A 25527-nucleotide genomic window follows, 5' to 3' on the forward strand; every position below is an offset into this window, starting at 1 on the left:
CTAAAAAATATCGACATCTAGCAGAAAAACGCCCATACCTATGTATGAGCGCTTCGTTATCATTATCCTAGTAACGCACGGTCTGAGTTCATTTTCTCTCCGCGGATACGTTCGAACTCTGCCATCAAATCTGGGATGGTTAGTTCATGCTTGCGATCCTCGCCAACCTCTAAAATGATTTGACCTTTATCCATCATAATCAGTCGATTTCCTAAGTCTAATGCTTGTTGCATATTGTGCGTAACCATCAATGTCGTTAAGTTATCTTTCTCGACTAAGTATTTTGTAATACGAGTGATTAACTCTGCACGAGATGGGTCAAGTGCCGCCGTATGCTCGTCTAGCAATAAAATCGAAGGCTTCGTAAATGTTGCCATTAAAAGAGACAAAGCTTGACGCTCCCCTCCCGAAAGTAATCCAACTTTTGCAGTTAGGCGATTTTCCAGATTTAAGCCCAACATCTCCAACGATTCCTTGAAAAATTCTCGACGTTTTTTATCAACACCGAAGCGCATACCTCTACTTTTATTACGTGAGTAAGCTAATGCTAAATTTTCTTCAATCGTCATTGTTGGTGCTGTGCCAGCCATCGGATCTTGGAATACTCGACCGATATAGTGAGAACGCTTATATTCTGGCAAAGCAGTAACCTCATTCCCATCAATTGAAACTGTGCCAAAGTCTGGCGTTAATGCACCAGAAATCATATTCATCATAGTCGATTTACCAGCACCATTACTACCGATAATTGTAACGAAATCCCCTGGCTTTAAGTGCAAATTAATTTCTGCAAGTGCAATTTTTTCATCAGGCGTACCTTCATTAAAAATCTTATTTATGCCGTTTAATTTAAGCAAGGCCCTTCCCTCCCTGCTCAACCGTCTTTACTCGTGTCCTCTCTGCCGCGCGCTTCACCTTACGTTTGCGTTCCTTACTCTTATTAATAAATTGAGGTAAAATCAACGCTATAATAACAATGATAGCCGTTATTAATTTCATATCTCCTGAATCAAGGAAATCTACTCGTAATGCTAATGCTAAAATAATACGGTAAATGATCGCTCCCGCAATGACAGCGAAAGTAGTGCGCATAATCGTTTTTGTACCGAAAATTGCTTCGCCGATAATAACAGAGGCAAGACCGATCACAATCATCCCAATTCCCATACTGACATCTGAGAACTTCGAATATTGTGCGATTAAAGCGCCAGAAAATGCAACAAGTGCATTAGAAAGTCCTAGCCCTAGAATTATAAGTGTATCTGTATTTGCCGAGAAGCTACGAATCATGCGTTTATTATCGCCAGTTGCTCGAATAGCCAATCCAACCTCTGTTTTTAAGAACCAGTCTGCAATGAACTTAATTAAAATCGTGATGATCAATACTACGATTATCGTACTCCATGTTGAAGGTAGATGCTGAACGCCGAAGCCTTTTAATAGGTTATTTAAAGCAGCATCGATTCCTAAATCACTCCAAAACGCTTGAAACTTTGAAAATAAAGTCTCTGAATTTAATAGCGGAATATTCGGTCGACCTATCGTATTTTCTGCAGTTGATCCCATAATACGTAGGTTAATAGAATACAAAGCAATCATCATTAAAATCCCCGATAATAGAGGATTTATTTTCCCTTTTGTGTGAAGAATTCCTGTCATACATCCAGCAATAAATCCAGCAACAATTGCCACTAAAGTCGCTAAGATTGGGTGGTAGCCAAGCAGAATCATCGTCGCTGCTGTAGCTGCCCCTGTTACAAAGCTTCCATCAACCGTTAAATCCGGAAAATCTAACACGCGGAATGTTAAATACACACCAAGTGCCATAATTGCATAGATGATTCCTTGCTCCATCGCGCCAAATATTGCTAAAAACATAGTTGAATCATCTCCTAATAATTTCTTTTACTAATTTTTTATTGAAAATTCTTTCCTTGAGCTCCATTCCTTTAAATGGAGCTTAAAACTTATAAAGTCCTTCGTACATAATAGAATTGATTATTTTAAGGTTTTAGCGCGACGGCCTATGATAAATTCTTGCCCAACATCTGTGTGCCAAAATGAAACTCAGTGCTATAATGACTCATCACCAAAAGTTGGAGACGATATTTATTAAAAAGTAGATAGGTTGATTGGAGTGGAGACTGGGCGACTCCTTGGGAATCAGCACAGCTACAAAGCGCCCAGTCGGAACGGAAATCAACCCTTACGTTATGATAATGAGCAAGATTTAATAGGAATTCACATAAATCCTCTACCAACACAAAACACTTAAAAGTAGATAAAGCGGGGGCAGTTTTAGTTCTCCCCCGCTTCGCTCCATAAGATGATCATGTCAGGTCATTACTTTTCTAACAGCTCTGCACCCCAAGAATCTTTAATTTCGATTCCTAAATCATCCGCTACTTTTTTATTAATTAATAGTTTTAGCTTTTGTGGGTATTGGGCCGGTATATCAGCAGGTGTTGCTTCACCTTTTAGAATCTTCACAGCCATTTGCCCCGCTTCATAACCGATGTCATAATATTCAAAACCATATGCCGCTAAGCCACCACGCGCAACAGAGTCAAGCTCTCCTACGACTAATGGTAATTTATTAGAATTTGCTACATCAATTACAGACTCAAGAGCCGAAACTACTGTATTATCAGTAATGATATAGAATGCATCTGCTTTACCGATTAATGATTCAGCAACTTGTTTTACTTCCGCAGAAGTTGCAGCAGATGCCTCAACTACTGTTAGGCCTTGCTCACCCATAACTTTTTTCACTTCTTTTATTTGTGCTACTGAGTTTTGCTCGCCAGCGTTGTAAACCATACCTACTTTTTTCGCACCTAATTCCTTTAAGAATGCTACTGTTTTCGAAATAGTATCAGGATGTAAATCGATCGTTCCTGTTACATTTTTCCCTGGCTTCTCCATAGATTCAATGAGCTCTGCGCCAACAGCATCCGTTACAGAAGTGAAGACGATTGGAATATCACTAGTAGCTGTCGCCGCTGCTTGTGCAGATGGCGTAGAGTTAGCAAAGATTAAATCTACGTTGGCACTTACTAGATTGTTTGCAATCGTCGTGTTAAGGCTGTTATCTCCTTGTGCTAATTGTGAATCGTACTCAACTTTTAATCCTGAATCTTCAATTGCTTTTTTAAAGCCATCCGTTGCAGCATTTAAAGATGGATGCTCAACTATTTGAGTAATCCCAATCTTATATGTTTTGTCATCTGCATTGCCGCCTTCACTTGCATTATTCGTTTCGTTCCCTTTGGAATCTGACGAACTAGAGCCACTGCTACCACAAGCAGCAAGCATTAAAACTAACCCAAATAACAGGAACGAAAGCTTTTTTAAATTGCTTTTCACAAATAATCCCCCCGACTATTATCTCTGATATTTATCGCACTTTATCCAAACAAAGTGTGAATGTATCGCTATATTATCGTTATTATCAAGGTTCGTCAACAACATTATGAATGTTCTGACTTTTATATTCAGTGAAATATTTTATCTTTTCGCTCAATTTGTCGCTTTAAACCGCTAAACTACGCTGTTTTTAAAATTGATTTCTTTTTTTAACATAACAAAAATTTTTTTGACAATTTAACGAAGTTATTTTTCTGTCATGTAATTTTTTCTGTAATTTATGTAAAAATCCAAAAACCTGACATTCCCCATAAGAAATGTCAGGCCTTTATAACAGTATTTGCTTTTACTTCTTCAAGATCTCTAATAACCAACCACTTTGAGGTAACAGGATATCCGGGAAGCATACGTGCGTTTGAGCAACACCTTGAATGGCTAAATATAGACAACCTGCGAGTACTTTAGAATCATCAGCTCGTATTATTCCCTTTATGTTTTTAGTCTCCTTTTTTGCATTTAATGCATATGATGCAAATGAGACAGTGCTGTTCCCAAAAAGGAGGAATACCATGAATAATGATGAAAGGAATTTAAATCATCAACCTTCTTATTCAAAAGAGAAACAAAATGCAAAAACAGGAGATATTGACACAATCATTTCTAATCTTTGTGACAGTCTATTCGAATTCGCTCTAGATTTTGCCTTAAATGCCTTAGAATATACAAAAGACTTAGATGAAGAACTAGAATATACGGATGAATTTAAAAAGCAACTGGACGATTTAATTGTTGAAATAGAAGAAATTAAAAATGTTATGTGAGGATTAGTTTCAAATAAAAAAACCTTATTACTTTCTCTTAAGGCATCCTCATTATAAATAATCAATTATGCCTCGGCTTGTTTGTAGTTGTCGCTTTGCTTTCGCTACAGAAAATAATTGCTGAAAGAAGTTTAATAATAGAGGTGTCTAAATGCAAAGTTTTCAAGATATGTGTACAAAATTTGCTCAGATTGCAAACGGAAAAGCTTCTATGGAACATGGCGTATGCTCAGTAAGACTTAATAGAAATCTTAATGTTATGATTCAAGGTCGCCCAAGTCGTAGTGCACTTCATGCTGGTATAACATTCGAATCGCTCGATATATATGGAAATGCACTTAACTTAGGTGAGGTTGTAGTACTAGAAGAGGAATTATCCCCATTTGTTAAGGTACTTGCTGAAAATAATTTGATTATAAGTGCTGTTCATAATCACTGGATATATTCGGACCCCGCTATTTTATACGTTCACTTTCAATCAATAGAGCCCCCATTAATTTTTGCGCAAAAATTTGCTCAAGCTTTTAGACTATTAAAGAACTATTGAAATGTTCACTTTAAAAGAACTGCTTATAACAGTTCTTTTTTGATATGACCGGACTCCCCTTTAGTTGTTGCTTCTCATCCATTCCACCTGCAAAGAAGCATATGTACAAGCCACCTTCCTATAGTTTCAAAATTTAAATCCTGGTTACACACACATATCTAATAAATGAGCAACGAACAAAAACTAAATATTACCGTTAGCACTATGTATTTCTGTGTTTTTTTTGCTCATCGCTATTTACAAATAAGCATGAACATTGATATGATTGCATTTGCTTCACGTGGTTCGTAACCCTCCCACGTAAAAAAACTAAGGAGAAAAACAATATGAAAATAAAATTTTTAGCAACGAGCGGCATTATTGCAGCGCTCTACATTGCTGTTACATTGTTAGTCGCGCCATTCGGCTTTACAGAGGTGCAATTCCGTCTATCGGAAATGTTTAATCATCTAGTTACCTTTAATCCACGCTTTGCCGTAGGGATCATTATTGGTGTATTTATCTCTAATCTATTTTCACCACTCGGCATCTACGATTTAGTTTTCGGTGTAGGCCATTCGATGATTACCCTTGGGTTACTCATTCTTATTTGTAAATTTGTTAAAAATATTTGGGCACGTTTAGTCATCAATACATTTTTATTTACATGCACTATGTTTATCATTGCATTTGAATTGAACTTAGCATTAGAATTACCATTCTTCTGGACATGGTTGACTGTTGCTACAGGTGAATTTGTTGTCTTAGCAGTCGGTGCACCGATTATGTATTTATTGAATAAACGCTTAAACTTCAAAAATTTAATTTAATTTACCAGACGGATCTTATTAGATTCGTCTTTTTTTATTCTGACACAATAACCTTGACAATATTCTGAAAATACTTTACAATTCTCTTCAATAAATGCTAGGAAAAAGAATAGTAGCAAGCGATAGTACTTAAAGAGAGCTGATGGTTGGTGCAAATCAGTAGTACATACTTGTGAATGGGCTTTGGAGCTGCCTCATCAAATGTGAGGACGAATTTACTCCCCGTTACCGGAGTACGAAAGAGCGCAATTTTTGCGAATTAAGGTGGCACCACGGTTACTCGTCCTTTTTACAGAAGGATTGTAGTGGCTTTTTTTTATGGAAAAATTAGATAAGAGGAGTCGAGAGAAGATGAGTATAGTAGTAGAGAAAAAAGGATATTTTGGTGAATTTGGCGGTAGCTTTGTTCCTGACGAGCTTCAAAATGTATTAAATATTTTAGATGAAAACTTCCAAAAATATAAAGACGATGAAGACTTTAATAAAGAGCTAGATTATTATTTCCATGAATATGTTGGACGCAAATCTCCACTTTATTTTGCAGAAAATTTAACAAAACAATTAGGTGGCGCAAAAGTTTATTTAAAGCGTGAAGATCTTAACCATACAGGTTCACATAAAATTAATAACGTTCTTGGACAGATTTTATTGGCAAAGCGCATGGGTGCTAATCGTGTGATCGCCGAAACAGGTGCAGGTCAGCATGGTGTAGCAACAGCAACTGCTTGTGCAATGTTCGGGATAGATTGCACAATATATATGGGTTTAGAGGATACGAAACGTCAAGCATTAAACGTCTTCCGTATGGAACTTCTTGGTGCAAAGGTAGTAGCTGTTGATAAAGGTCAAGGGCGACTAAAAGATGCAGTGGATGAAGCATTTGCTGATTTAGTTGAAAACTATGAGACGACTTTCTATTTACTAGGTTCTGCTGTTGGACCTCATCCATTCCCTTCAATGGTCAAGCATTTCCAATCAGTCATTAGCCGTGAAAGTCGCGAACAAATTCTAGAAAAAGAAGGTAAGCTACCAGCAGCAATACTAGCTTGTGTCGGTGGCGGCAGTAATGCGATCGGTGCATTCGCAGAGTATATTGCAGATAAGGATGTTCGCCTCATCGGTATTGAACCAGATAAGGCAGCAACATTAACTGAAGGAACACCCGGTGAATTACACGGCTTCAAATGTTTAGTACTGCAAGATTCAGATGGCAATCCACTACCAACATATTCGATTGCCGCTGGGCTTGATTATCCTGGAGCTGGTCCAGAGCATAGCTATTTAAAAACAATTGGTCGTGGAGAATACGTAACGGTGACGAATGAGGAGGTGCTTGAAGCATTCCAAGTGCTGTCAAAGGTTGAAGGAATTATCCCTGCACTTGAGAGCTCCCACGCAGTTGCTCATGCACTAAAGCTTGCGCCAACATTATCTCCGGAAGAGAGCATTGTTATCAATATCTCTGGCCGTGGAGACAAAGACGTAGAACAAGTATTTCAAATGTTAAATAAATAAAATGAAAGAGCGATTTCCCTTTATAGAAATCGCTCTTTTAACTATACGAATGAACCTAATTTAGGATAAATTTCTGCCACATTATCTCTTAGCTTAGCCTTCAGGAACTTTCCAACTGATGTTTTTGGAATTTCATCTAAAAATACCACATCATCTGGTACCCACCATTTTGCAAATTGACTTTCTAAAAATGCAAGAAGCTCCTCTTCACTTGCTGACATCCCTTCCTTCAAAACAACGCAAGCTAGCGGGCGTTCTTGCCATTTGACATGTGGAATTGCAATAACTGCTGCTTCTAAAACAGCATCATGTGTCATTAACGTATTTTCTAAATCAACTGAGGATATCCACTCCCCACCTGATTTAATTAAATCCTTTGTACGATCTGTTATTTTAATAAAGCCATCCTCTGTTCGTACCGCAATGTCCCCCGTATACAACCAACCATCTCGATACGCATCATTTGTACGTTCATCACGATAATATTCATGTGAAATCCATGGACCTCGTAAGCGCAACTCACCCATTGTCTCTCCATTCCACGGTACTTCTCCATTATCATTAATAATACTAGATTCAATACCGGCCATCGTCATTCCTTGCATCGCACGCGATTCAATACGCTTTTCAATTGGCCAATCATCCATCCAAGACATATAATTTGATAACGCTACAATCGGCGTTGTTTCAGTCATACCATACACGACTATATATGGAATGCCATACTGCTCTTCAAATGTACGAATAAGTCGAGTAGGTGAAGCAGAACCGCCACAACAAATGGCACGTAGAGAACTTATATCTCGCTCACGCTTCTCCTGTTCCTGCAACGCACCAATCCAAATTGTCGGCACTCCAGCTGTTAATGTAACCTTCTCCTGCTCCACTAAATCCAAAATGATTGCCGATGTGAATTGTGGACCAGGCAATACTTGTGTAGCACCTACATTGACACTTGCAAACGGTAAGCCCCACGCATTTGCATGAAACATCGGTACAATTGGCATCACGACATCACGCTCGGAAATGCCCATTGAATCAGACATACTAAGCATCGTACTATGTAGCACTAGACCTCGATGTGAATAAACAACCCCTTTTGGATTTCCTGTTGTAGCGCTTGTATAGCACATTCCAGCAGGCTCTTCTTCCCCTATATCCTCTGGGAACTCAAAGTTTTCATCTGCTGTTGCTAATAGATCCTCATATGATAATGCATTCGGTAATGTCGTTTCTGGCAAAGTATCCTCATCCGTCATAATAATATAATGTTTTACTGTCTTAAGTTCAGGCGCAATGTTTTCAATAATTGGTAGCAAATCCACATCAATCATTAAAATCTCATCTTCTGCATGATTAATAATATAAATTAAGTGTTCTTCTGATAAACGAATATTCACCATGTGTAAAACAGCACCAGAACACGGTACCGCAAAATAAGCCTCTAAATGGCGATGCTGATTCCAAGCAAAGGAGCCAATCTTCATTCCTCTTGTCATCCCCAGCTTTGTAAGCGCATCTGCTAGACGACGTGTTCTTTTCGCCCATTCCCCATATGTTAAACGGTGAATTTTCTGTGGGCTCGTCCGCGAAACAATAGTCTTTCTAGCAAAATAAGTTTCTGCTCGTTTAAAGAAGCTTGTTAATACTAACGGCGTTTGCATCATAAAAACCATCCATCCCTTCGTCTTGTGAACTCCCTATCTTTCCCCTTGTGAAATATTAATAGAATATTTAATTGAATACTATTAATATTCTGAATACGATTATATTTGAAAACTATAAATTAAGCTATATATTCCAATAATTTTCTTTTTATTGTTAACTTTTTCTAAAACAACAAATAAAAAGAGATGCAGAAAACTAAATTGTTCTCTTCATCCCTTTTGTTGAAAAACTATTGTGTCAATGAATAAAGTAAGGATCTTCGGCAAAATGAGGGGTCGATTTCCGTTCCGACCGGGCGCTTTGTAGCTGTCGCTTTGCTTTCGCTACATGAAAACATTTGTTGCTGCCGCTACGTTAGCACTACGCTTTCGCACAGAGCAAAGCTTCCTGGGGGCGTCCGATGAGCCGCTTCACTCGCGTTGCTCGCTCCAGGGTCTCGGGCTAACAGGATGTTGGTCACGAAGGTGTTATCACAGGACGTGATGCTTTTAGCCTTCGTTCCTCTATATCGCTGATCCCCAAGGAGTCGCCCATTCTCCACTCCAATCAACCACTTCACATAGCGTGTATCTTCTATATCTGTTACTCCAATTTAAAAACGAATTTCAACAACAATGTTTTATCTGTGCGAAAGCGAAGCGACAGCAACAATGTTTTATCTGTGCGAAAGCGAAGCGACAGCAACAATAAATTCGCAATCGTTTCACTGTTATATGTCTATTCTTTTCGCTTAAGATGTAGTATAGCGTTCATTTGAAACTGTTATTCCCCTAGTTCGAGTTGCATAGCTGTTACAATTATTTCCCAACCATTTAGTTTTCCAACACTAAAAGCGGACGAAGAAAACTAAATTCTTCGTCCGCTTTTAGGAAATTTTCATTTATGAACAGGCTTTTGTCTGTAGTTTGATTTTTAATTTATCAAGCATATCAACTGTCATTTTTGCTAGATCATACTGTGCTTTAAAGCCCCATTCTTTTTGTGCCGCTTCTATATTTATAGAATTTGGCCAGCTATCTGCTATCGCTTGACGTACTGGATCTACATTATAATCCATTCGGAAATGTGGCAAATGCTTTTTAATTTCCTCAGCAATTTCAGATGGCTCGAAGCTCATTGCAGTGATATTAAAGGCATTGCGATGTATTAGTTTGCTACTATCTGCTTCCATTAAATCGACAATAGCTTGCAATGCATCTGGCATGTACATCATGTCCATGTACGTACCTTCTTGAATATAAGATGTGTACTTCCCTTGCTTGATCGCCTCATAGAAGATCTCTACTGCATAGTCTGTCGTACCACCTCCTGGAGGAGTTACGTATGAAATTAACCCTGGGAAGCGTACACCGCGAGTATCTACACCGAAACGATTGAAATAATAATCACATAACAGCTCACCAGCAACTTTATTTACCCCATACATTGTTGTTGGACGCTGTAATGTATCCTGTGGCGTATTATCCTTCGGTGTCGATGGACCGAATGCGCCTATTGAGCTTGGCGTAAAAAATTGCAAGTTTAACTCACGCGAAACCTCTAACGCATTCATTAAACCACCCATATTTAAATTCCACGCTAGCAAAGGATTTTTTTCTGCTGTTGCCGATAATAATGCCGCTAAATGCATCATTGTATCTGCACCAAAATCCTTCGCTAAATCATGCATTCTTTGTCCATCCGTCACGTCCAATACTTCAAATGGACCTTTAGAATGCTCAAGCTTCCTGATATCTGTTGCTAATACATTGTCCTCTCCATAAATACTACGAAGTTTTTCTACAAGCTCAGAACCTATTTGACCTAATGCTCCTGTAACCATTATCTTTTCCATTTCTCCAAACCTCCACCTGTGAACAATTGTACTTCTGGAAAGTACAATAATATATAAACAAACATTGATTTAATAACATTCCTGATGAATCTCATTATAATTTGCTCACATTAAAAATACAACCATAATATTTTTAATTTTTAAAAACAGCACTTAAAATCCTTTATCATCAGTATATGAGACCTATAAAATATTGTGCTAGCAAAACAAATAAAATACATATGTACGCCTCAAAAATACATTATGAGCATTATTAATTTTTGTTCGACACTAGTCAAAAAAAGAACCTACTTTGTATACAAAGTAGGTCCGTTATTTCCTATTAAATTGAGAAACGCTTTACGGCTACCTGTAAAACTTTTGATACCTTATGTAGCTCTTTAATATAATCATGGAATTGCTGCTGTGCGGTTAATTGATCGGCTGTTAAAGTAGCAACATGTTTAGTGGATGCCGCATTCGTATCAGAAAATGATGTTAACATTACCGCATCTTCACTAACCTTTTTCGTATGGTTAGCTATTTCTTGAATGGTTGCAGATACTTCCATTATATATGGTTTAATTGTATGTACTTTTTCTAAAATTTGATCGAAGCTTGTTGCCGTATCTCCTGTAACCTGCACACCCTTTTCAGTTGCGACTAACACACCTTCCATCATTTGCACAGCATAGCTAGAATCTAAATGAATATTTTGCACAATAGACGTAATCGTTTGCGTTGAATGAACCGTTTGCTCCGCAAGCTTGCGAACTTCATTAGCCACAACCGCAAATCCTTTGCCATGCTCCCCTGCTCTAGCAGCCTCAATAGATGCATTTAAGGCTAGGAGGTTTGTTTGCGCGGTAATTTTTTCAATCACTTCAACCATTTGATCGATCGAAGCTGCTCTCTCTACAAGATTAAAAATGGCTATATTCGATTTTTCAACTGCATGTTTAATAGCCTGTATTTGTGTTAAATTTGCCTGTACTATTTCCGTACCACTTTCTGCATCACGTGCAGTTTTATAAGCAAAATTTTCAACAACCTGTACTTTTTCTAAAATTACTTGCACACCATTTAGTACTTCCTCTAGAGATGCCGTATTGGAAGCTAATTTTTGGGTAGAAGCAGCAGTTGAATGTGAAATGGACTGAACATCCTTTGCAATTTTGCGTGTCGTGTTAGATGATTGCTCGGAGGATTCCTGTAGTTTTCCGGTCATTTCTTCAACCTCATGTGCACTATTTGATACTGTATGAAGTAGTCTTTTCACCTCATTTACCATTTGATTGTAAGACAATACTACCTCGCCAAGCTCATCCTGTGCCACATAACTGGCATTCGCTGTGAAATCACCCTGCTCTGCACGCTTTAATAATGATTTCAATTGACGTGTCGGTATATTCACAGCTTTTGTTGCTATAAATCCAATACAGATTACTAACAAAACAACAAATAAACATACTCCTCCTAATAACCAATAACCAAACTGCACATCTTTCTGGTATGCCTGTTGCTGCTCCTTAGCCCTCTGAACCAAATAGCTTTGAGTTTCTTCTAATAATGAATGACTTTGCTGGCTTACAGGTAAATAAGACTGAGCATAAAATTGTTGTTGTTCATTTTGGCTTAATTGCTTATAGTTATCGATCAATTCTACTTGCTGTGCGAGTATGGTCTTAAATTTCTTCATCTGATGGTTCGTCTTTTTATCGATTTCTAGACTTTCTAAATGATTTAAAGGCTGCTCAGCGTTTTTTAAAATGACCGTCATTTCTTGATAATCTCCAGCTGAATCCACTAAATAATCTAATTGTCTTTGTGATTCCTCTAGTTCATTTAACCATCCAATCGGTACAAGCCCTTCTGCATAACTTTCACTTGCATGCCATGACATTTTCCGTAAATAATCAACACTAAAAATACCTAGCAATACATTCGATAGTACACAAACAATCATCAGTATAAGTAACTTGTCCTTCACCATTATGTATCGAAAAAAATGCATTATTCTTGGCTCCTTCTCCAACTCTTACCAATAATGATAGTATGAAGATATAAAGCTAGTGTTATGTTTTTGTAAAGATTGCACGAATAATTATGAAATTAATCCCATTATTCCTAATATAATAGACGCATACCCTCCTCTGAGTAACGTGATATTAGTCCTCACTAAATGCCTTCAGGAACATACCAGTTCTTCCACATTACCGTTATAATTTTTAATAATCATAATAATTATTTAACTTGCAACCTTCTGTATTTACTATCGTTGTCTATTAATAGTTTGGTTTATCTTCCAACAAAGTGTTTTTAATAGCGAAAGTGAAGCGACAGTGGTAATTACGCCAAGGCGAAATTGCTCAAGAGGGAGGTGTGTGAATGTTACAGTTTAATAAATTAGATAAAAGTTTAGTTCTTAGTTTGTCATTACTCGGTATTATTAGTTGTCTCTTTGTCCATTCCAGTAGTACGGTGTTTGAACAGTATACAAGCTCGTTCATTATAAAGCAGTTTTTTTATTACCTAATCGGATTTTTAATTATGTATGGAGTAGCAACGCTTGATATTGAGCAGCTAAAAAAGATTGGCTGGCCATTTTATTGGGCAATGATCTTGTTAACATTTGGCTTATTTATTGCACCCGAAAGTATAGCTCGGACTGTTAATGAAGCAAAACGTTGGTACCAAATCCCAGTGTTAGGATCTATTCAGCCGTCAGAGTTTTTAAAGTTCGCGTTTTTAATCGTTGTCAGTAAGGTCATTGTTGCACATCGAGAGAAATATGTGCAACCAACCTTCTTAACAGATATGCGACTCCTCTTAATCATTGCTGTTATCACTCTTCCACCTACGCTTGCTGTTTATAAGCAACCTGATACAGGCATGGTCATGCTTTATATGTCGATGATTGTACCGATGCTTTTCTTTTCAGGTATACAAAGAAAATTACTTATAGCCTTTACAGCCGTTCCAGTATCAATTCTCAGCGTTGTGGTTATTCTCTATGTAAAGTTTAATGATTTTTTCACAGATCAAATTTTAAATAAATTATCAGGGCATCAAATTTCTCGAATTTATGGCTGGTTACAGCCTCATGAATATCCGGACTCATCTTTTCAAACAAGGCAGGGATTTTCAGCAATTGGTTCAGGACAGTTTACCGGAAAAGGTTACATGAACAATGATGTCTATGTCGTGGAAAAGCATACAGATTTCATATTTGCCAACATTGCTGAAGAGCTCGGGTTCATTGGAGCGGCATTCGTCATTACTCTTTTATTTTTTGTTATATACCGTATTGTTCTCATTACAGTAGAAGCTAAGGACCCATTTATGACGCTGATGGGAGCAGGAATTTCTAGTTTATTAGCCTTCCAAATTACACAAAATGTCGGTATGACGATTGGGCTTTTACCTGTAACAGGTATGACATTGCCATTTTTAAGCTATGGTGGAAGTTCACTCATATCAAATTTCATGTTAATGGGCATTGTGATGATTATTTATAATTCTTATAGTGGCTACATGTTTAAAACAACTAAAGAGTAGGTGAAGGCTCGTATGAACAATATTTTAAAAAAGAGAATTTTATTATTATTATTCCTGACAGGAGTAGTTTTGTTCATACTCATAGTTCGCCTCGCCTTTCTTATGCTGTAAAACACTTAAAAAGCTGTCTCAAAAGTTTTTACTACAGACTTTTGAGACAGCTTTTCTTTTAGATTTTATCCCAAGTAGTAGGACCTCACTAATTAAGCTTCACTTTATGAATACTATCAATGACAACCTTTACGATTGTATCAAGATCCTCTTGTACAATATTAAGTGGTGGAGATAGTGTTAATACGTTATTAAAGCCTGCAACAGTTGCACCATTTTTACCTATAATAACACCCTGCTCCTTACATGCAGCAATAACAGCATTTACTTTATCTACTGGTAAAGGTTCCTTCGTCGTTTTATCTGAAACTAATTCGATACCAATTAATAAACCTTTGCCTCGAACATTCCCAACGTTCGGATGATTATTCAATGCTTGTTGAAGCGCTTGCAGAGTAGCCGCCCCAACCTCACTAGATCTTTCAAATAATGCTTCTCGCTGAAGAATCTCAATATTTTTCAATGCTACCGCACATGCGACTGGTGATCCACCAAATGTATTGACATGACGGAAATAACCGTATGCATCAGACTCGGTAAATGCCTCATAAATTTCCCGTTTTACCGCTGTAGCTGATAATGGTAAATAGGCACTTGTAATTCCTTTTGCCATTGTAATAATATCTGGTTTTACACCGTAGTTCATAAATCCAAATGGCTTACCTGTTCGACCAAAGCCACAAATTACTTCGTCTACAATCATTAAAGCTCCATGTTTTTTACACACTTCATCAATGCCCCTTAAATAGTTCTCCGGAGGCATGATGACGCCCCCACCTGTAATAATTGGCTCTAAAATCATTGCGGCGATAGTGTCACTTAGCTCCCACGTCATCGTCTTATCTACAGCCTTGACGCTAGCTAAATCTGCTGGGGCAAGTGTATCACTTTCATGTTCTCGATATTGATCAGGTGGTGCTACATGGATAAAGCCAGGAGATAGAGGTTCATATTTATATTTTCGTTCCGCTTGCCCTGTCGCAGCCAATGCTCCAAAAGAACTTCCATGATATGCACGGTAGCGAGAAATAATTTTATAGCGCGAGCTTTCCCCTTTTTGTTGATGATACTGACGTGCAATTTTAAACGCAGTTTCATTAGCCTCTGACCCACTATTAGAGAAGAAAATAACATAATCTCCACCAAGCATCTCATTAATCTTTTCAGCCAGTTCAACTGCTGGTAAATGTCCTTGCGATAAAGGAGCATATGCATTTTTCATCATCTGCTCATGTGCAATATCTGCTAATTCTTTGCGACCATAGCCTACATTTACACACCACAATCCTGCCATTGCATCGATGTATTCAACTCCATCTGTATCAACAATCCTTGCACCATTTGATTTTTCTACTACATATGTCGCTTGTGGATTGTAGGGTTTCATTGAATGCCATACATATTGTTCATCTTTCTTTAAAATATCACTTTTAAGATTTACTTGAACCATATCTATACACCCCTTTATGTTTTTTTACTTATTCACATCGTTATTACTTGGGAACGCAAATGAACTTGTTGTATCCTCTGTTTCATCTGGCCAGCGTTCAGAAATCGTTTTCGCTTTCGTAAAGAATCGCGCTTGGTCTGGTCCAAACATATGCCCTTCACCAAACTTAGATCGCTTCCATCCGCCAAAATTGTGATAGCCAACTGGAATCGGAATAGGAACATTAACGCCTACCATACCTACTTCAATTTCTTCTTGGAATTTACGCGCCGCCGAACCGCTACCCGTAAACATTGTGACACCATTCCCAAGTTCGTGATCATTAATCAGATCAATAGCTTCTTGTAAGGTTTCAACGCCTACAACAATACGAGCAGGACCAAAAACCTCCTCTTTAAAAATAGTCATCTCTGGAGTCACATTATTTAACAAAGTCGGACCAAGATAGAAGCCTTTCGATGTTTCACATACTTTCGGATTTCGACCATCTGCTACAAGATTAGCCCCTTCCTCAATAGCCTCTTCGATATATCGAAGAATAGTATCTTTTGATTGTTGCGTAATAACTGGGCCAAAATCTACCTCATCATCTGTATATGGACCAACTTTTAATTTTAATATTTTCTCCTTCAATACCTCTGTAAAGCGTTGTTCAGTATCTTTCCCAACGACAATCGCTCCTGAAATAGCCATACAACGCTGGGATGCTGCTCCATAGGCTGCACCTAAAAAGGCATTAGCTGTTTGCTCTAGGTTTGCATCTGGCATGACAATCATAAAATTCTTCCCACCACCGAATGCAGCAACACGCTTATTGTGCTTCGTCCCTGTCTGGTAAATATACTCCGCAACAGGCGTTGATCCAACAAATGAAATTGCTTGTATCTCTTTATTTTCTAGCAGTTCATTAACTGCCTCTTTATCACCATTGATAACTGTCCAAATCCCATCTGGTAGTCCTGCCTCTTTCCATAAGTTACTTAAATATAGGGCTGAGATTGGTACGCGCTCAGACGGCTTTAAAATAACGGCATTTCCAACCGCAACCGCCATACTTGTAATCGCCAATGGAACCATAACTGGGAAATTAAATGGAGCAATTGTTGCAACAACTCCAAGCGGGGCTTTTGCAGAAAAAGCATTAATATCGCCGCCTACATTAACCGAGTATTCCCCTTTCAGCATTTGCGGGGCACTTATTGCCATATCTACGGATTCAATGCCACGAACAATTTCGCCCTTAGCATCTTCCTTCGTTTTCCCACTTTCCTCACAAATTATTTTGATGAGCTCATCTTGTCTTGCAACTAATAACTGACGGAAACGGTGCAAAACTTCAACCCGTTTACCAATCGATGTCTTTTTCCATGCAGGGAAAGCTGCCTTCGCTTGCTGGATAGCCTGCTTCACCTCATCTCTAGTCGCTAAAGGAACTTGCGCAATGACATCTCCTGTTGTTGGATTATAAACTTCCGAGTAACGGCCACTAGTACCTGCTGTTTCAACACCATTAATAAAATGTGATAGCGTTTTTACTTTTTGCTGAACTGTCATAATTTCCCCACTCCTCATCTATTGTTGTTCAAAGTCTAATTCTTCCTTTTGGAAAATAGAACTTGCATCCTCTACTGAGTTTAACGACTTTTTCCTCTGTGTAACTAAATAGAAAATCATCACGATCGCCACTACAATACATGTAAATAAAATTTGTGAACGCATCGATTCAATAAAGAACATAGCGATCAGTAATGATGTTGTAGCCAATATTGTGAAATACGTTAAATATGGGAATAACCACATTTTCACTTTTAATAGCTCGGGATTTTCCTTCTCAATTTTCCGTCGCATTTTTAATTGTGAAAAAGCAATGATTAAGTAAAGAATCAACGTGATTGCACTACATGAACTAAGTAAAAACATAAATACTTTATCTGGTGAAACATAGTTCATAATAACGGCAATATAAGAGAAGAATGTCGCTGTTAATATGGCATTAACAGGTGCTCCCTTTTTATTTAATTTCAAAAATGCTTTTGGGGCCTCCCCCTTCTCCGCTAAAGAAAATACCATTCGAGATGTAGCGTAAAGCGCGGAGTTTAAGCACGATAAAACAGCTGTTAAAACTACAAAATTCATGATTTGCGCAGCTGCGGGAATGCCAATGTAATCCAATACTGCTACATAGGGACTTGTTAAAATATCTGAGGAATGCCAAGGTAATAATGTGACAACTACCGCTATTGATCCAACGTAGAAAATCAAAATACGCCAAGTAATTGAATTTGTAGCTTTTGTCACTGCTGCCAACGGTTCGTCAGATTCTCCTGCTGCAATGGCAACAATCTCTGTACCCATAAATGAGAAAATAACAATGACTACTCCCATCAGTACAGCACCAAAACCATTCGGTAAAAAGCCACCCTCACCTATTAAATTGGTAGTACCTACAGCATCAAAATTAGGTGCGATACCCAAAATAATAAATGCTCCAAGTCCTAGGAAAACTACAATACTTGCAACCTTAATAAGAGAGAACCAATATTCAAATTCACCAAAAGCTTTTACGGAAAGAACATTTGTTAAAGTAAGTGCTACAGTTAATAAAAGACTTAGTAGCCATAAAGGAATCCCATCATACCAATATTGAATAATCGCAGCTGCTGCCGTTGCCTCTAAAGCAATTGCAACAACCCAGAAAAACCAATATAACCAACCAATCATAAAACCAGCCCAAGGACCAATTGCTTCATGTGCATAATGCGCAAAAGATCCACTTGTTGGATTGACGGCTGCCATTTCTCCAAGCATTCGCATGACAAGAATAACGATAATACCTGCAAATATATAAGATAATATTGCTCCAGGGCCGGCTAAGTTAATCACCGAGCCACTTCCCATAAATAGACCGGCTCCGATAACCCCTGCAATAGCGATCATCGTCATATGCCTTTTCTTTAACCCTCTCTGTAATTGCGTCTGTTGCTCCATATCTGTTCACCTCTTTTAATCAATTATGCCTCGGCATAATTGCCGCTGACGCTTCGCTTTCGCGCAGATAAACAATGTGTCCGGAATCAGCTTTGTACATGTACAAAGCACTCCTTTCCGATTTCCGTGACATCCGCCGGAGGCTTTAGGCCAACACGAAGTTGGTCACTCAGTCGTTGCCACAGGACGTGGCGTTCTTAGACTGAGTTCCTCTATTTCAGCGGATGTTTGACACTCGCTGAAAGAAGTTAAATTGGATTACCGCTTACAAAAATTTTACATGTTACATAGAAACGAAGTAATAGACAAACTGTAAAATTCTATACTTTTGTTTTATACATATTGTAAAATAGACTAAAGATTCTAAAAATATAACATTTTCGTTTATTTAAGCAGAAACGATACATCAATAAGAAGACCGGAAAACAATTTATGTTGAAAGGGAGGAGGATAAACATGAGTCAATTTAAGCTTCAAGTGAAGGATGTATTAGAAAATACATACTTCCAAAGTGCTGAGGTCGTAGCCGGTGAGGATGGATTATTACGAATAGTAAAGTGGGCTCATGTCATTGAAATTATACAAGTAGATAATTTTCTAGCTGGTGATGAATTGGTTTTAACAACAGGGATAAGCCTTCAGCATAGCATAGAGGATTTTATCTTTTTTGTAGAGTCCTTAATCCAAAAAAATTGTGCTGCATTGTGCATTGAATATGGGACTTCTATACAAACCATCCCGGAAGTCATTGTAGCTCTTGCTAACCGTCACAGCTTCCCTATTATCGTTTTTCATGACACTGTTCCTTTTGTCCGTATTACACAGGATTTACATAGTCAAATTATGAATCAACAATATTTAATGATTTCTACTTTAGAATCCTACTCTCAAACATTAAATAAAAATGCTCTATTAGGGCAAACCGCAGAAGAAGTTTTACAAAATATGTATAATAAATTGAAGACACAAATTATCTTTTCTATTAAAGGTCGAGAGCCTATCTTTTTTCCAAACATGCCACATCATAAGCGCCAACTACTTTTATCGATGAAAAAATCAGCACCAGTTTTTAAAAATGAACCAATCTTTATTTTGGATCAGCATTATGCAGATTTAACGCTCTATAGAGAGGATGGTCTATTCTCAGAGTTCGAATTACTTATTTTAGACCGTACGGCTACTGCACTAGCGCAGCTGTTAATGAGAGAATTTTATATCGAAGAAAAAAAGGACATTGAGGATGCCTCTATTTTAGCGGATTGGATAGATCAAAAACTATCGAAAGAGGAAATTTATAAATTTATCGTAACCCATCACTCTAATTATAAACTTTCTAGCGGAGCTGTTTTTATTTTAGCAACTCCTAATGCAGCCTCTAGGGCACAAGAAGATATTGTCTATAGTAAGCTCTACTATCGAAACCTTTTTGAACAAAATGGATTTATACCATTTTTATTTGAAAGAAAAAGCTATGTCATTTTTATTTTACTCCATACAAAGGATAGCAAATCGAGCCGCGAATTATTAAATACGTTAGTTTCTTCCCTTCAAAAAACTGATTTATATAAAAAACAAATGGTTCAAGGTTATCAAGTAGCCATTGGCAAAGTCGTTGCAGACGTAGAAGAAATACCAAAGAGCTATCAAACCGCACTCGAAACATTGTATATTTGCAGTAAAGTACAAACAACTTCTTATTTTTACGATGATTTACATCTACATCACCTCATCTATAAATTACAGATGCAAGTAAATTTACAGGAAGTGATTCAAGATTATTTGCAGCCTGTTATTGAATATGACAAAAAATATAACAGTAAGCTATTAGAAACTCTACAGGTATACTTGCAAACGAATGGCTCCAAACAACAAACAGCCAACCAACTGTTCATCGTACGACAAACGCTCTACCATCGTTTAAAAAAGCTTGAAAGTCTATTAGGGGAAAATTTTATGAAGGGACATAATCGAATTACACTTGAATTTATGTTGCTTGCTAATTCATTGATTGAAGAGAAAAACTAAAATACAGTGTTTTTGTGGAGTTTATCAGCGACGTTGATTGATTAGCACGCTCAATACTGCTTTACTTCTTGAGCGTGCTACTAGATTTTAATTTTCTGTAACTACTCCGCTATATAATCCTGGTCTGCGGTCGTCATAAACAGGAATTCTACCTCGTACTTCATCGACAATCGAAAAGTCCACATCGATGACAGCTACTTCTTCATCTTCCGCACCAACCCAAAGCACTTCACCCCACGGTTGAATAATCATAGATTGACCATTGAAGTTTTCAACCTTCCTAGAAATACGATTAACAGCGATGACGAAGCATTGATTTTCAATGGCACGTGCTTGTAGCAATGTTTTCCAATGATCGATACGTGGTGTCGGCCATTGCGCAGGTACGAACAATACCTTTGCACCCTCTAAGGCGTGAGCACGTAGCCATTCCGGGAAGCGGATATCATAGCAAATCACGCCTGCACTCTCGATATCTCCTAGGGCAAAGCGATTCATTTCATCCCCAGCTTCTAAATATAAATGCTCGTCCATCAAACGGAAAAGATGTGCCTTGCTATACTCGCCTACTAACTCACCATTCTTATCAAACGTATACATCGTGTTGTAAAATTTATCGCCCTTCTTCGTTGAAACAGAGCCACCAACAATATGTACGCCAAGCTCTTTCGCTAAATCTGACAAAAATGCTTTCGAACGTTCTCCATCAACATCTGCAAGCTCCGGTAATTTTTCAAGTGCATAGCCTGTATTCCACATCTCTGGTAGTACAATAATTTCTGCACCCTGTTTTGCCGCTTCACGAATCTTGTCCTCAGCACGAGCAAAATTTTCTTCTACTTTGCCAAAGCCAACATTTAGTTGGATACATCCAATTTTCATTGCTATTCCTCCTCTAGACAGTACGTTTCTATATTTTTATACTACAATAAAACTACCTTACTTCCTCGGTTTTAGCTCAATATTTAGATTAATATTTCTCCACTTAATACTCGAACTGCAGAACCTGCAATAGCTACATCTTTTATTTTTGGTGTAACGTATAATAATCCACCACGTCTTGAAAGCTGTTTGCTAATGATGCTTTCTTTGGATAACTTTTCACACCAGTAAGGTCCTAACGCACCATGAGTGGAACCATTTACATGGTCTTCATCAATACCTTGTGCTGGAGAAAAGAATCTTGAAACAATATCAATTCCCTCGTCCTTAGAACGACTTGTAATACAAACACCACGTACAGGGAACTGATTCATCGCTTGAAAATCTGCTTTGAAATTTGCAATATACTCTTCGTGACTTAACTCCACGATATAATCCAATTCTGTTTTTCCTACATATGTCGGTTTCAAACCAAGCCATTCTTCAAGCTCCACAGGACATTCAATCTCTTCTAATCGATACTTTTGAATTGTTATTTCAACTAGTTCATTCAACCAAATTGCTTGCAAAGGACCACTTAAAGTTTGGAATGTAATTGAAGAGTTGACGGGTACAATCCCTTGTTTCCAGAGTAAAAAAGCGCTAGCGATTGTTCCATGTCCACAAATTGGTATTTCCTTTGCTGGCGTAAACCATCTAAGAAAAAAATCATTATCCTTCTTTTGGACAAAAGCTGTTGTTGGTACGGGAATCTCCTGAGCAATTTTTTGCATCGTCGACTCAGGTATTGCTGAATCAAGTAAACATACTGCTGCGGGATTTCCCTTGTAAAGCTCTGTAGTAAAAGCATTGACGATAAAATATGAGACTTTGTTCATTTTTCCCACCCCCATATACGTATTTGGTCGCTTATAGTTACCTATAGTTTTCGAAAATGCTCTAGACAATTACTAAAAAAAGTAATATTATGTGCATCATATCTTTAATAATTATTATATTCTGAAAAAGGTGGACATGCATGGAATTCTCAAAAAAACTACAGCAACTCCCAACTCAATTTTTTGCAGCACTTGTGCAAAAAGTAAACGCCGCTCTAGCTGAAGGGCGTGATGTTATTAATCTCGGTCAAGGTAATCCTGACCAACCCACTCCTCCCCACATTATTAAAGCATTACAGGAGGCAGCAGAAGATCCTCAAAATCATAAATACTCTCCATTTCGTGGCATAGCAGAATTACGCCAAGCAGCAGCAAACTTCTACAAACGTGAATACAATGTTGACATTGATCCTGAAACAGAAGTAGCAATTCTCGGTGGTACGAAAATCGGTCTCGTTGAGTTACCTTTAGCCGTTTTAAACCCTGGCGATACAATGCTTTTACCCGATCCTGGATATCCAGATTACTTATCTGGTGTCGTATTAGGCGATGTTAATTTTGAAGTCATGCCACTTTTTGCAGAAAATAATTTCCTGCCTGATTATAATGCTTTATCCGATGAAGTAAAAGAGAAGGCGAAGCTACTTTACTTGAATTACCCGAATAACCCAACTGGTGGTACTGCAACACTTGAATTTTTCGAGGAAACAGTACGCTTTGCAAAAAAGCATAACATTATCGTAGCACACGATTTTGCCTACGGGGCAATTGGTTTTGACGGCAATAAACCTATTAGCTTCCTGCAAGCTGACAGTGCAAAAGATGTCGGTATTGAAATGTATACATTATCCAAAACGTATAATATGGCGGGCTGGCGCATTGGTTTTGCAGTTGGTAACCCTGATATTATTGCAGCCATTAACCTTATTCAAGATCATCTATTTTGTAGTCAGTTCCCTGCAGTGCAACAAGCTGCGGCAGTTGCACTTACTGCTTCTCAAAATTGCGCTGACAAGCTAAGAGCGACTTATGAGAGTCGACGAAACGTCCTTATCGAAGAAGCTCATCGAATTGGTTGGCAAGTAACAGCACCGAGAGGCTCTTTCTTTGCATGGTTACCTGTCCCATTAGGCTTTACGAGTGAACAATTTGCCGATTTATTGCTAGACAAAGCTGATATCGCAGTAGCTGCAGGAAATGGCTTTGGCCAATATGGTGAAGGCTATGTGCGGGTTGGTTTACTTGTTAGCGAAGACCGCTTACGTGAAGCAATCAGCAGAATCGAAAAGTTAAACTTATTTAGCTCATGTGCATTTTAGTCCCTCTACCTAAGTAAGTCCCTATCAAAACTGTCCCCTTTGCGCATATTTGCTTTGGAGACAGTTTTTTCATTTTACTATCTTCCTTGGTTGCTTCAGCCCTTCTTCTAGTGGATAAAATTGGACATGTCTTGTTTCTTCATCAAACTGACGAATATGCTGAATCCCTTGTATTTCTGCTAAAACGACATCAGCTGTAATAACAATATTTCCACCTTTCAACAAATGCCCGCCGGACACTCCACCCCTCTGATCACTCATAGAACCATGAAGATGCGTTTCATATCCTCCATCACGTATACAAACAACACCTGATCCTTGGATAAATTCAAGTGGGCCATCTTTTTCAATTACGTCACTAAAACGCACTTTAATTTTAGAGGATTCATCAGGTACTAAGTAGACAAAGCTACTTTTTTGAAAGCTACCGATACAGCTAACAATTGTTGCTGACTCTATACCATTTTCTTCACAGATAGCCTCGATCCCCTCAATGATATCTGTTCCCATTAGAATACGTGCACTAATTACCTTTCCAAATGAGCCAATCCCATAATTCACTCTAACAGACATTCCCATCCCTCTTTCACACAAAATATTATAATAAAATAAAAAATTTTAAAAATTCGATTGACTTACTATATCCTATAATTTATATTAGTTCTATCGGATTTACAAAAAAATATTATAAATCTCTTATCAAGAGTAGCTGAGGGACTGGCCCTATGAAGCTCGGCAACCTCCTTTTTTTAAGGAAGGTGCTAAATCCTGCAAACGATAATCGTTTGAAAGATAAGAGAGGACAATTTTTCATGAGCCTCTCTTAATTTTTTAAGAGAGTTTTTTTTATTTTAAAACCGATAAAACAACTTTGGAGGTAGGTTTCATGAAAAAGAAAAACAAAATTTTACTAGGTTTAGCGAGTCTCACATTAGTAGCAGCATTAGTAGGCTGTGGTACTAAAGAAGATAGTAAAGAAAGTCAAAGTAAGGCTATTAATGAACATAAAATTGTAGTTGGTGTAACTTCTGGTCCACACGAACAAATTGCAGAGGTTGCTGCAAAGGTTGCCAAAGAAAAAGGCTTAGAGGTAGAACTAAAACCTTTCTCTGATTATGTTTTACCAAATACATCATTAGCTGAGGGTGATCTTGATGCAAATAGCTATCAACACAAGCCATTCCTCGATACATTTAACAAAGATCACAATACAGATTTAGTGCCAGTAGGAAAAACAATTTTAAATCCTATGGGTATATACTCTGAAAAATATAAATCATTCGATGACGTTCCTGATGGTGCAACATTCGGATTACCAAATGATCCAACAAACGGAGCTCGTGCACTATTTGTCCTTCAAGATGCAGGCTATATAAAATTAAAAGATGGTGCAGACTTAACTGCTTCTATTCGTGATGTGGAAGAAAATAAAAAGAACTTAAAATTCATTGAATTAGAGGCTGCACAAATTCCAAAGCAGCTAAGTGAAGTAGATGTAGCAGCCATTAATACTAACTTCGCTCTTGAAGCTGGTATTGATCCTAAAAAAGATTCCATTCTTTTAGAATCTACTGACTCTCCATATGTAAATTACATTGTGGTACGTGCTGAAAACAAGGACGACCCAACGATTAAGAAATTCGTTGAAGCTTATCAATCTGATGAAGTACGCAAATTTATTGAAGAAGAATTCAAAGGTTCTGTAATTCCAAGCTGGTAAGTGACGAGTAAGACCCTTTCATAAAATCAAGAATCTGCGAGACTCCTATGGGAAGGC

At 37.9% G+C, this 25527-nt stretch carries 20 protein-coding genes, 2 riboswitches and 1 other annotated feature; of the genes, 8 read left to right on the top strand and 12 right to left on the bottom strand.

The genetic code is table 11. The features are described from left to right. Positions 1 to 62 precede the first annotated feature (62 nt). The 3 genes from JNUCC51_RS08990 to JNUCC51_RS09000 form a co-directional block, all read right to left on the bottom strand. Entirely contained in the window at positions 63 to 857 is a 795-nt protein-coding gene (locus JNUCC51_RS08990) for an ABC transporter ATP-binding protein (RefSeq protein WP_337991698.1), read from the bottom strand. After that, complete coding sequence (locus JNUCC51_RS08995; protein ID WP_337991699.1) at positions 850 to 1878, bottom strand: ABC transporter permease; 1029 nt, start codon at positions 1876 to 1878, stop codon at positions 850 to 852. Before JNUCC51_RS08995 ends, JNUCC51_RS08990 begins: the two co-directional genes overlap by 8 nt. Positions 1879 to 2343: 465 nt before the next feature. Then, positions 2344 to 3366 carry an ABC transporter substrate-binding protein gene (locus tag JNUCC51_RS09000; RefSeq protein WP_337991700.1) on the bottom strand — a complete coding sequence of 341 codons (1023 nt, stop codon included), beginning with the start codon at positions 3364 to 3366 and terminating at the stop codon, positions 2344 to 2346. Positions 3367 to 3935: 569 nt separating this feature from the next. Here JNUCC51_RS09000 and JNUCC51_RS09005 point away from each other — a divergent pair. The 4 genes from JNUCC51_RS09005 (at position 3936) to trpB (ending at position 7058) form a co-directional block, all read left to right on the top strand. Further along, complete coding sequence (locus tag JNUCC51_RS09005; RefSeq protein ID WP_337991701.1) at positions 3936 to 4187, top strand: hypothetical protein; 252 nt, start codon at positions 3936 to 3938, stop codon at positions 4185 to 4187. Between the two features lie 151 nt (positions 4188 to 4338). Next, positions 4339 to 4734, top strand: coding sequence for a DUF1259 domain-containing protein (locus JNUCC51_RS09010; protein WP_049667937.1), 396 nt, complete (start codon positions 4339 to 4341; stop codon positions 4732 to 4734). Between the two features lie 274 nt (positions 4735 to 5008). Continuing rightward, a riboswitch (PreQ1 riboswitch) is annotated at positions 5009 to 5053 on the top strand. A 7-nt stretch (positions 5054 to 5060) separates the two neighbouring features. Then, positions 5061 to 5543, top strand: coding sequence for a QueT transporter family protein (locus JNUCC51_RS09015; RefSeq protein ID WP_337991702.1), 483 nt, complete (start codon positions 5061 to 5063; stop codon positions 5541 to 5543). 90 nt (positions 5544 to 5633) lie between these two features. Continuing rightward, positions 5634 to 5834, top strand: a binding site (T-box leader). Positions 5835 to 5894: 60 nt separating this feature from the next. Next, positions 5895 to 7058 carry a tryptophan synthase subunit beta gene (gene trpB, locus JNUCC51_RS09020; protein ID WP_337991703.1) on the top strand — a complete coding sequence of 388 codons (1164 nt, stop codon included), beginning with the start codon at positions 5895 to 5897 and terminating at the stop codon, positions 7056 to 7058. Positions 7059 to 7099: 41 nt separating this feature from the next. Here trpB and JNUCC51_RS09025 read toward each other — a convergent pair whose 3' ends face one another. From JNUCC51_RS09025 to JNUCC51_RS09035, 3 genes are all read right to left on the bottom strand, one after another. Then, the gene (locus JNUCC51_RS09025; protein WP_337991704.1) at positions 7100 to 8725 is read right to left on the bottom strand and encodes a long-chain fatty acid--CoA ligase; all 1626 of its coding nucleotides are present in this window, start codon (positions 8723 to 8725) and stop codon (positions 7100 to 7102) included. Positions 8726 to 9606: 881 nt separating this feature from the next. Next, entirely contained in the window at positions 9607 to 10560 is a 954-nt protein-coding gene (locus JNUCC51_RS09030; protein ID WP_268636020.1) for an L-threonine 3-dehydrogenase, read from the bottom strand. A 322-nt stretch (positions 10561 to 10882) separates the two neighbouring features. Beyond that, on the bottom strand, positions 10883 to 12553 hold the full coding sequence (locus JNUCC51_RS09035; protein ID WP_337991705.1) for a methyl-accepting chemotaxis protein: 1671 nt from the start codon (positions 12551 to 12553) through the stop codon (positions 10883 to 10885). Between the two features lie 374 nt (positions 12554 to 12927). Between JNUCC51_RS09035 and JNUCC51_RS09040 the strand changes: the two genes are divergently transcribed. Then, positions 12928 to 14097 carry an FtsW/RodA/SpoVE family cell cycle protein gene (locus JNUCC51_RS09040; protein WP_337991706.1) on the top strand — a complete coding sequence of 390 codons (1170 nt, stop codon included), beginning with the start codon at positions 12928 to 12930 and terminating at the stop codon, positions 14095 to 14097. Positions 14098 to 14296: 199 nt separating this feature from the next. Here the strand turns inward: JNUCC51_RS09040 and JNUCC51_RS09045 are convergent, their stop codons facing one another. From JNUCC51_RS09045 to JNUCC51_RS09055, 3 genes are read right to left on the bottom strand one after another with little or no spacing between them, the layout of a single operon-like run. Further along, positions 14297 to 15658 (bottom strand): aspartate aminotransferase family protein, encoded by a 1362-nt coding sequence (locus tag JNUCC51_RS09045; RefSeq protein ID WP_337991707.1) that lies wholly within the window; start codon positions 15656 to 15658, stop codon positions 14297 to 14299. A gap of 24 nt (positions 15659 to 15682) precedes the next feature. Continuing rightward, positions 15683 to 17212 carry a CoA-acylating methylmalonate-semialdehyde dehydrogenase gene (locus JNUCC51_RS09050; protein WP_337991708.1) on the bottom strand — a complete coding sequence of 510 codons (1530 nt, stop codon included), beginning with the start codon at positions 17210 to 17212 and terminating at the stop codon, positions 15683 to 15685. An 18-nt stretch (positions 17213 to 17230) separates the two neighbouring features. Continuing rightward, positions 17231 to 18646, bottom strand: a complete 1416-nt coding sequence (locus JNUCC51_RS09055) for an amino acid permease (protein ID WP_337991709.1) — start codon at positions 18644 to 18646, stop codon at positions 17231 to 17233. 456 nt (positions 18647 to 19102) lie between these two features. Between JNUCC51_RS09055 and JNUCC51_RS09060 the strand changes: the two genes are divergently transcribed. Then, positions 19103 to 20671 (top strand): PucR family transcriptional regulator, encoded by a 1569-nt coding sequence (locus JNUCC51_RS09060; protein WP_337991710.1) that lies wholly within the window; start codon positions 19103 to 19105, stop codon positions 20669 to 20671. Positions 20672 to 20758: 87 nt separating this feature from the next. Here JNUCC51_RS09060 and JNUCC51_RS09065 read toward each other — a convergent pair whose 3' ends face one another. Both JNUCC51_RS09065 and JNUCC51_RS09070 read right to left on the bottom strand, forming a co-directional pair. Further along, positions 20759 to 21553, bottom strand: coding sequence for a carbon-nitrogen family hydrolase (locus tag JNUCC51_RS09065; protein WP_337991711.1), 795 nt, complete (start codon positions 21551 to 21553; stop codon positions 20759 to 20761). An 83-nt stretch (positions 21554 to 21636) separates the two neighbouring features. Next, a complete protein-coding gene (locus JNUCC51_RS09070; protein WP_337991712.1) occupies positions 21637 to 22431 on the bottom strand; it encodes a PhzF family phenazine biosynthesis protein in 795 nt (264 codons plus the stop codon). Positions 22432 to 22571: 140 nt separating this feature from the next. On the opposite strand from JNUCC51_RS09070, the gene JNUCC51_RS09075 reads away from it, so the two are divergent. Beyond that, positions 22572 to 23750: a pyridoxal phosphate-dependent aminotransferase gene (locus tag JNUCC51_RS09075; protein WP_337991713.1), complete on the top strand. Its 1179-nt coding sequence runs from the start codon at positions 22572 to 22574 to the stop codon at positions 23748 to 23750. Between the two features lie 69 nt (positions 23751 to 23819). On the opposite strand, the gene JNUCC51_RS09080 is transcribed toward JNUCC51_RS09075, so the two are convergent. Continuing rightward, positions 23820 to 24323 (bottom strand): PPC domain-containing DNA-binding protein, encoded by a 504-nt coding sequence (locus JNUCC51_RS09080; RefSeq protein WP_337991714.1) that lies wholly within the window; start codon positions 24321 to 24323, stop codon positions 23820 to 23822. Between the two features lie 120 nt (positions 24324 to 24443). Next, positions 24444 to 24549: riboswitch (SAM riboswitch) on the top strand. Positions 24550 to 24636: 87 nt separating this feature from the next. On the opposite strand from JNUCC51_RS09080, the gene JNUCC51_RS09085 reads away from it, so the two are divergent. Then, on the top strand, positions 24637 to 25470 hold the full coding sequence (locus tag JNUCC51_RS09085) for a MetQ/NlpA family ABC transporter substrate-binding protein (protein ID WP_337991715.1): 834 nt from the start codon (positions 24637 to 24639) through the stop codon (positions 25468 to 25470). Positions 25471 to 25527 lie beyond the last annotated feature (57 nt).

It is taken from the genome of Lysinibacillus sp. JNUCC 51, assembly GCF_015999525.1.
GTDB classification, from domain to species: Bacteria; Bacillota; Bacilli; order Bacillales_A; family Planococcaceae; genus Lysinibacillus; species Lysinibacillus xylanilyticus.

Excerpts from the sequence above, each read along its gene's own strand:
- JNUCC51_RS09030 (WP_268636020.1), bottom strand. The coding sequence starts at position 10,560 with ATGGAAAAGATAATGGTTACAGGAGCATTAGGTCAAATAGGTTCTGAG.
- JNUCC51_RS09080 (WP_337991714.1), bottom strand. The coding sequence starts at position 24,323 with ATGTCTGTTAGAGTGAATTATGGGATTGGCTCATTTGGAAAGGTAATT.
- JNUCC51_RS09055 (WP_337991709.1), bottom strand. The coding sequence starts at position 18,646 with ATGGAGCAACAGACGCAATTACAGAGAGGGTTAAAGAAAAGGCATATG.
- JNUCC51_RS09050 (WP_337991708.1), bottom strand. The coding sequence starts at position 17,212 with ATGACAGTTCAGCAAAAAGTAAAAACGCTATCACATTTTATTAATGGT.
- JNUCC51_RS09085 (WP_337991715.1), top strand. The coding sequence starts at position 24,637 with ATGAAAAAGAAAAACAAAATTTTACTAGGTTTAGCGAGTCTCACATTA.
- JNUCC51_RS09005 (WP_337991701.1), top strand. The coding sequence starts at position 3,936 with ATGAATAATGATGAAAGGAATTTAAATCATCAACCTTCTTATTCAAAA.
- JNUCC51_RS09025 (WP_337991704.1), bottom strand. The coding sequence starts at position 8,725 with ATGATGCAAACGCCGTTAGTATTAACAAGCTTCTTTAAACGAGCAGAA.
- trpB (WP_337991703.1), top strand. The coding sequence starts at position 5,895 with ATGAGTATAGTAGTAGAGAAAAAAGGATATTTTGGTGAATTTGGCGGT.
- JNUCC51_RS09065 (WP_337991711.1), bottom strand. The coding sequence starts at position 21,553 with ATGAAAATTGGATGTATCCAACTAAATGTTGGCTTTGGCAAAGTAGAA.
- JNUCC51_RS09075 (WP_337991713.1), top strand. The coding sequence starts at position 22,572 with ATGGAATTCTCAAAAAAACTACAGCAACTCCCAACTCAATTTTTTGCA.
- JNUCC51_RS09015 (WP_337991702.1), top strand. The coding sequence starts at position 5,061 with ATGAAAATAAAATTTTTAGCAACGAGCGGCATTATTGCAGCGCTCTAC.
- JNUCC51_RS09045 (WP_337991707.1), bottom strand. The coding sequence starts at position 15,658 with ATGGTTCAAGTAAATCTTAAAAGTGATATTTTAAAGAAAGATGAACAA.
- JNUCC51_RS09070 (WP_337991712.1), bottom strand. The coding sequence starts at position 22,431 with ATGAACAAAGTCTCATATTTTATCGTCAATGCTTTTACTACAGAGCTT.
- JNUCC51_RS09060 (WP_337991710.1), top strand. The coding sequence starts at position 19,103 with ATGAGTCAATTTAAGCTTCAAGTGAAGGATGTATTAGAAAATACATAC.
- JNUCC51_RS09010 (WP_049667937.1), top strand. The coding sequence starts at position 4,339 with ATGCAAAGTTTTCAAGATATGTGTACAAAATTTGCTCAGATTGCAAAC.
- JNUCC51_RS09035 (WP_337991705.1), bottom strand. The coding sequence starts at position 12,553 with ATGCATTTTTTTCGATACATAATGGTGAAGGACAAGTTACTTATACTG.
- JNUCC51_RS09040 (WP_337991706.1), top strand. The coding sequence starts at position 12,928 with ATGTTACAGTTTAATAAATTAGATAAAAGTTTAGTTCTTAGTTTGTCA.
- JNUCC51_RS08995 (WP_337991699.1), bottom strand. The coding sequence starts at position 1,878 with ATGTTTTTAGCAATATTTGGCGCGATGGAGCAAGGAATCATCTATGCA.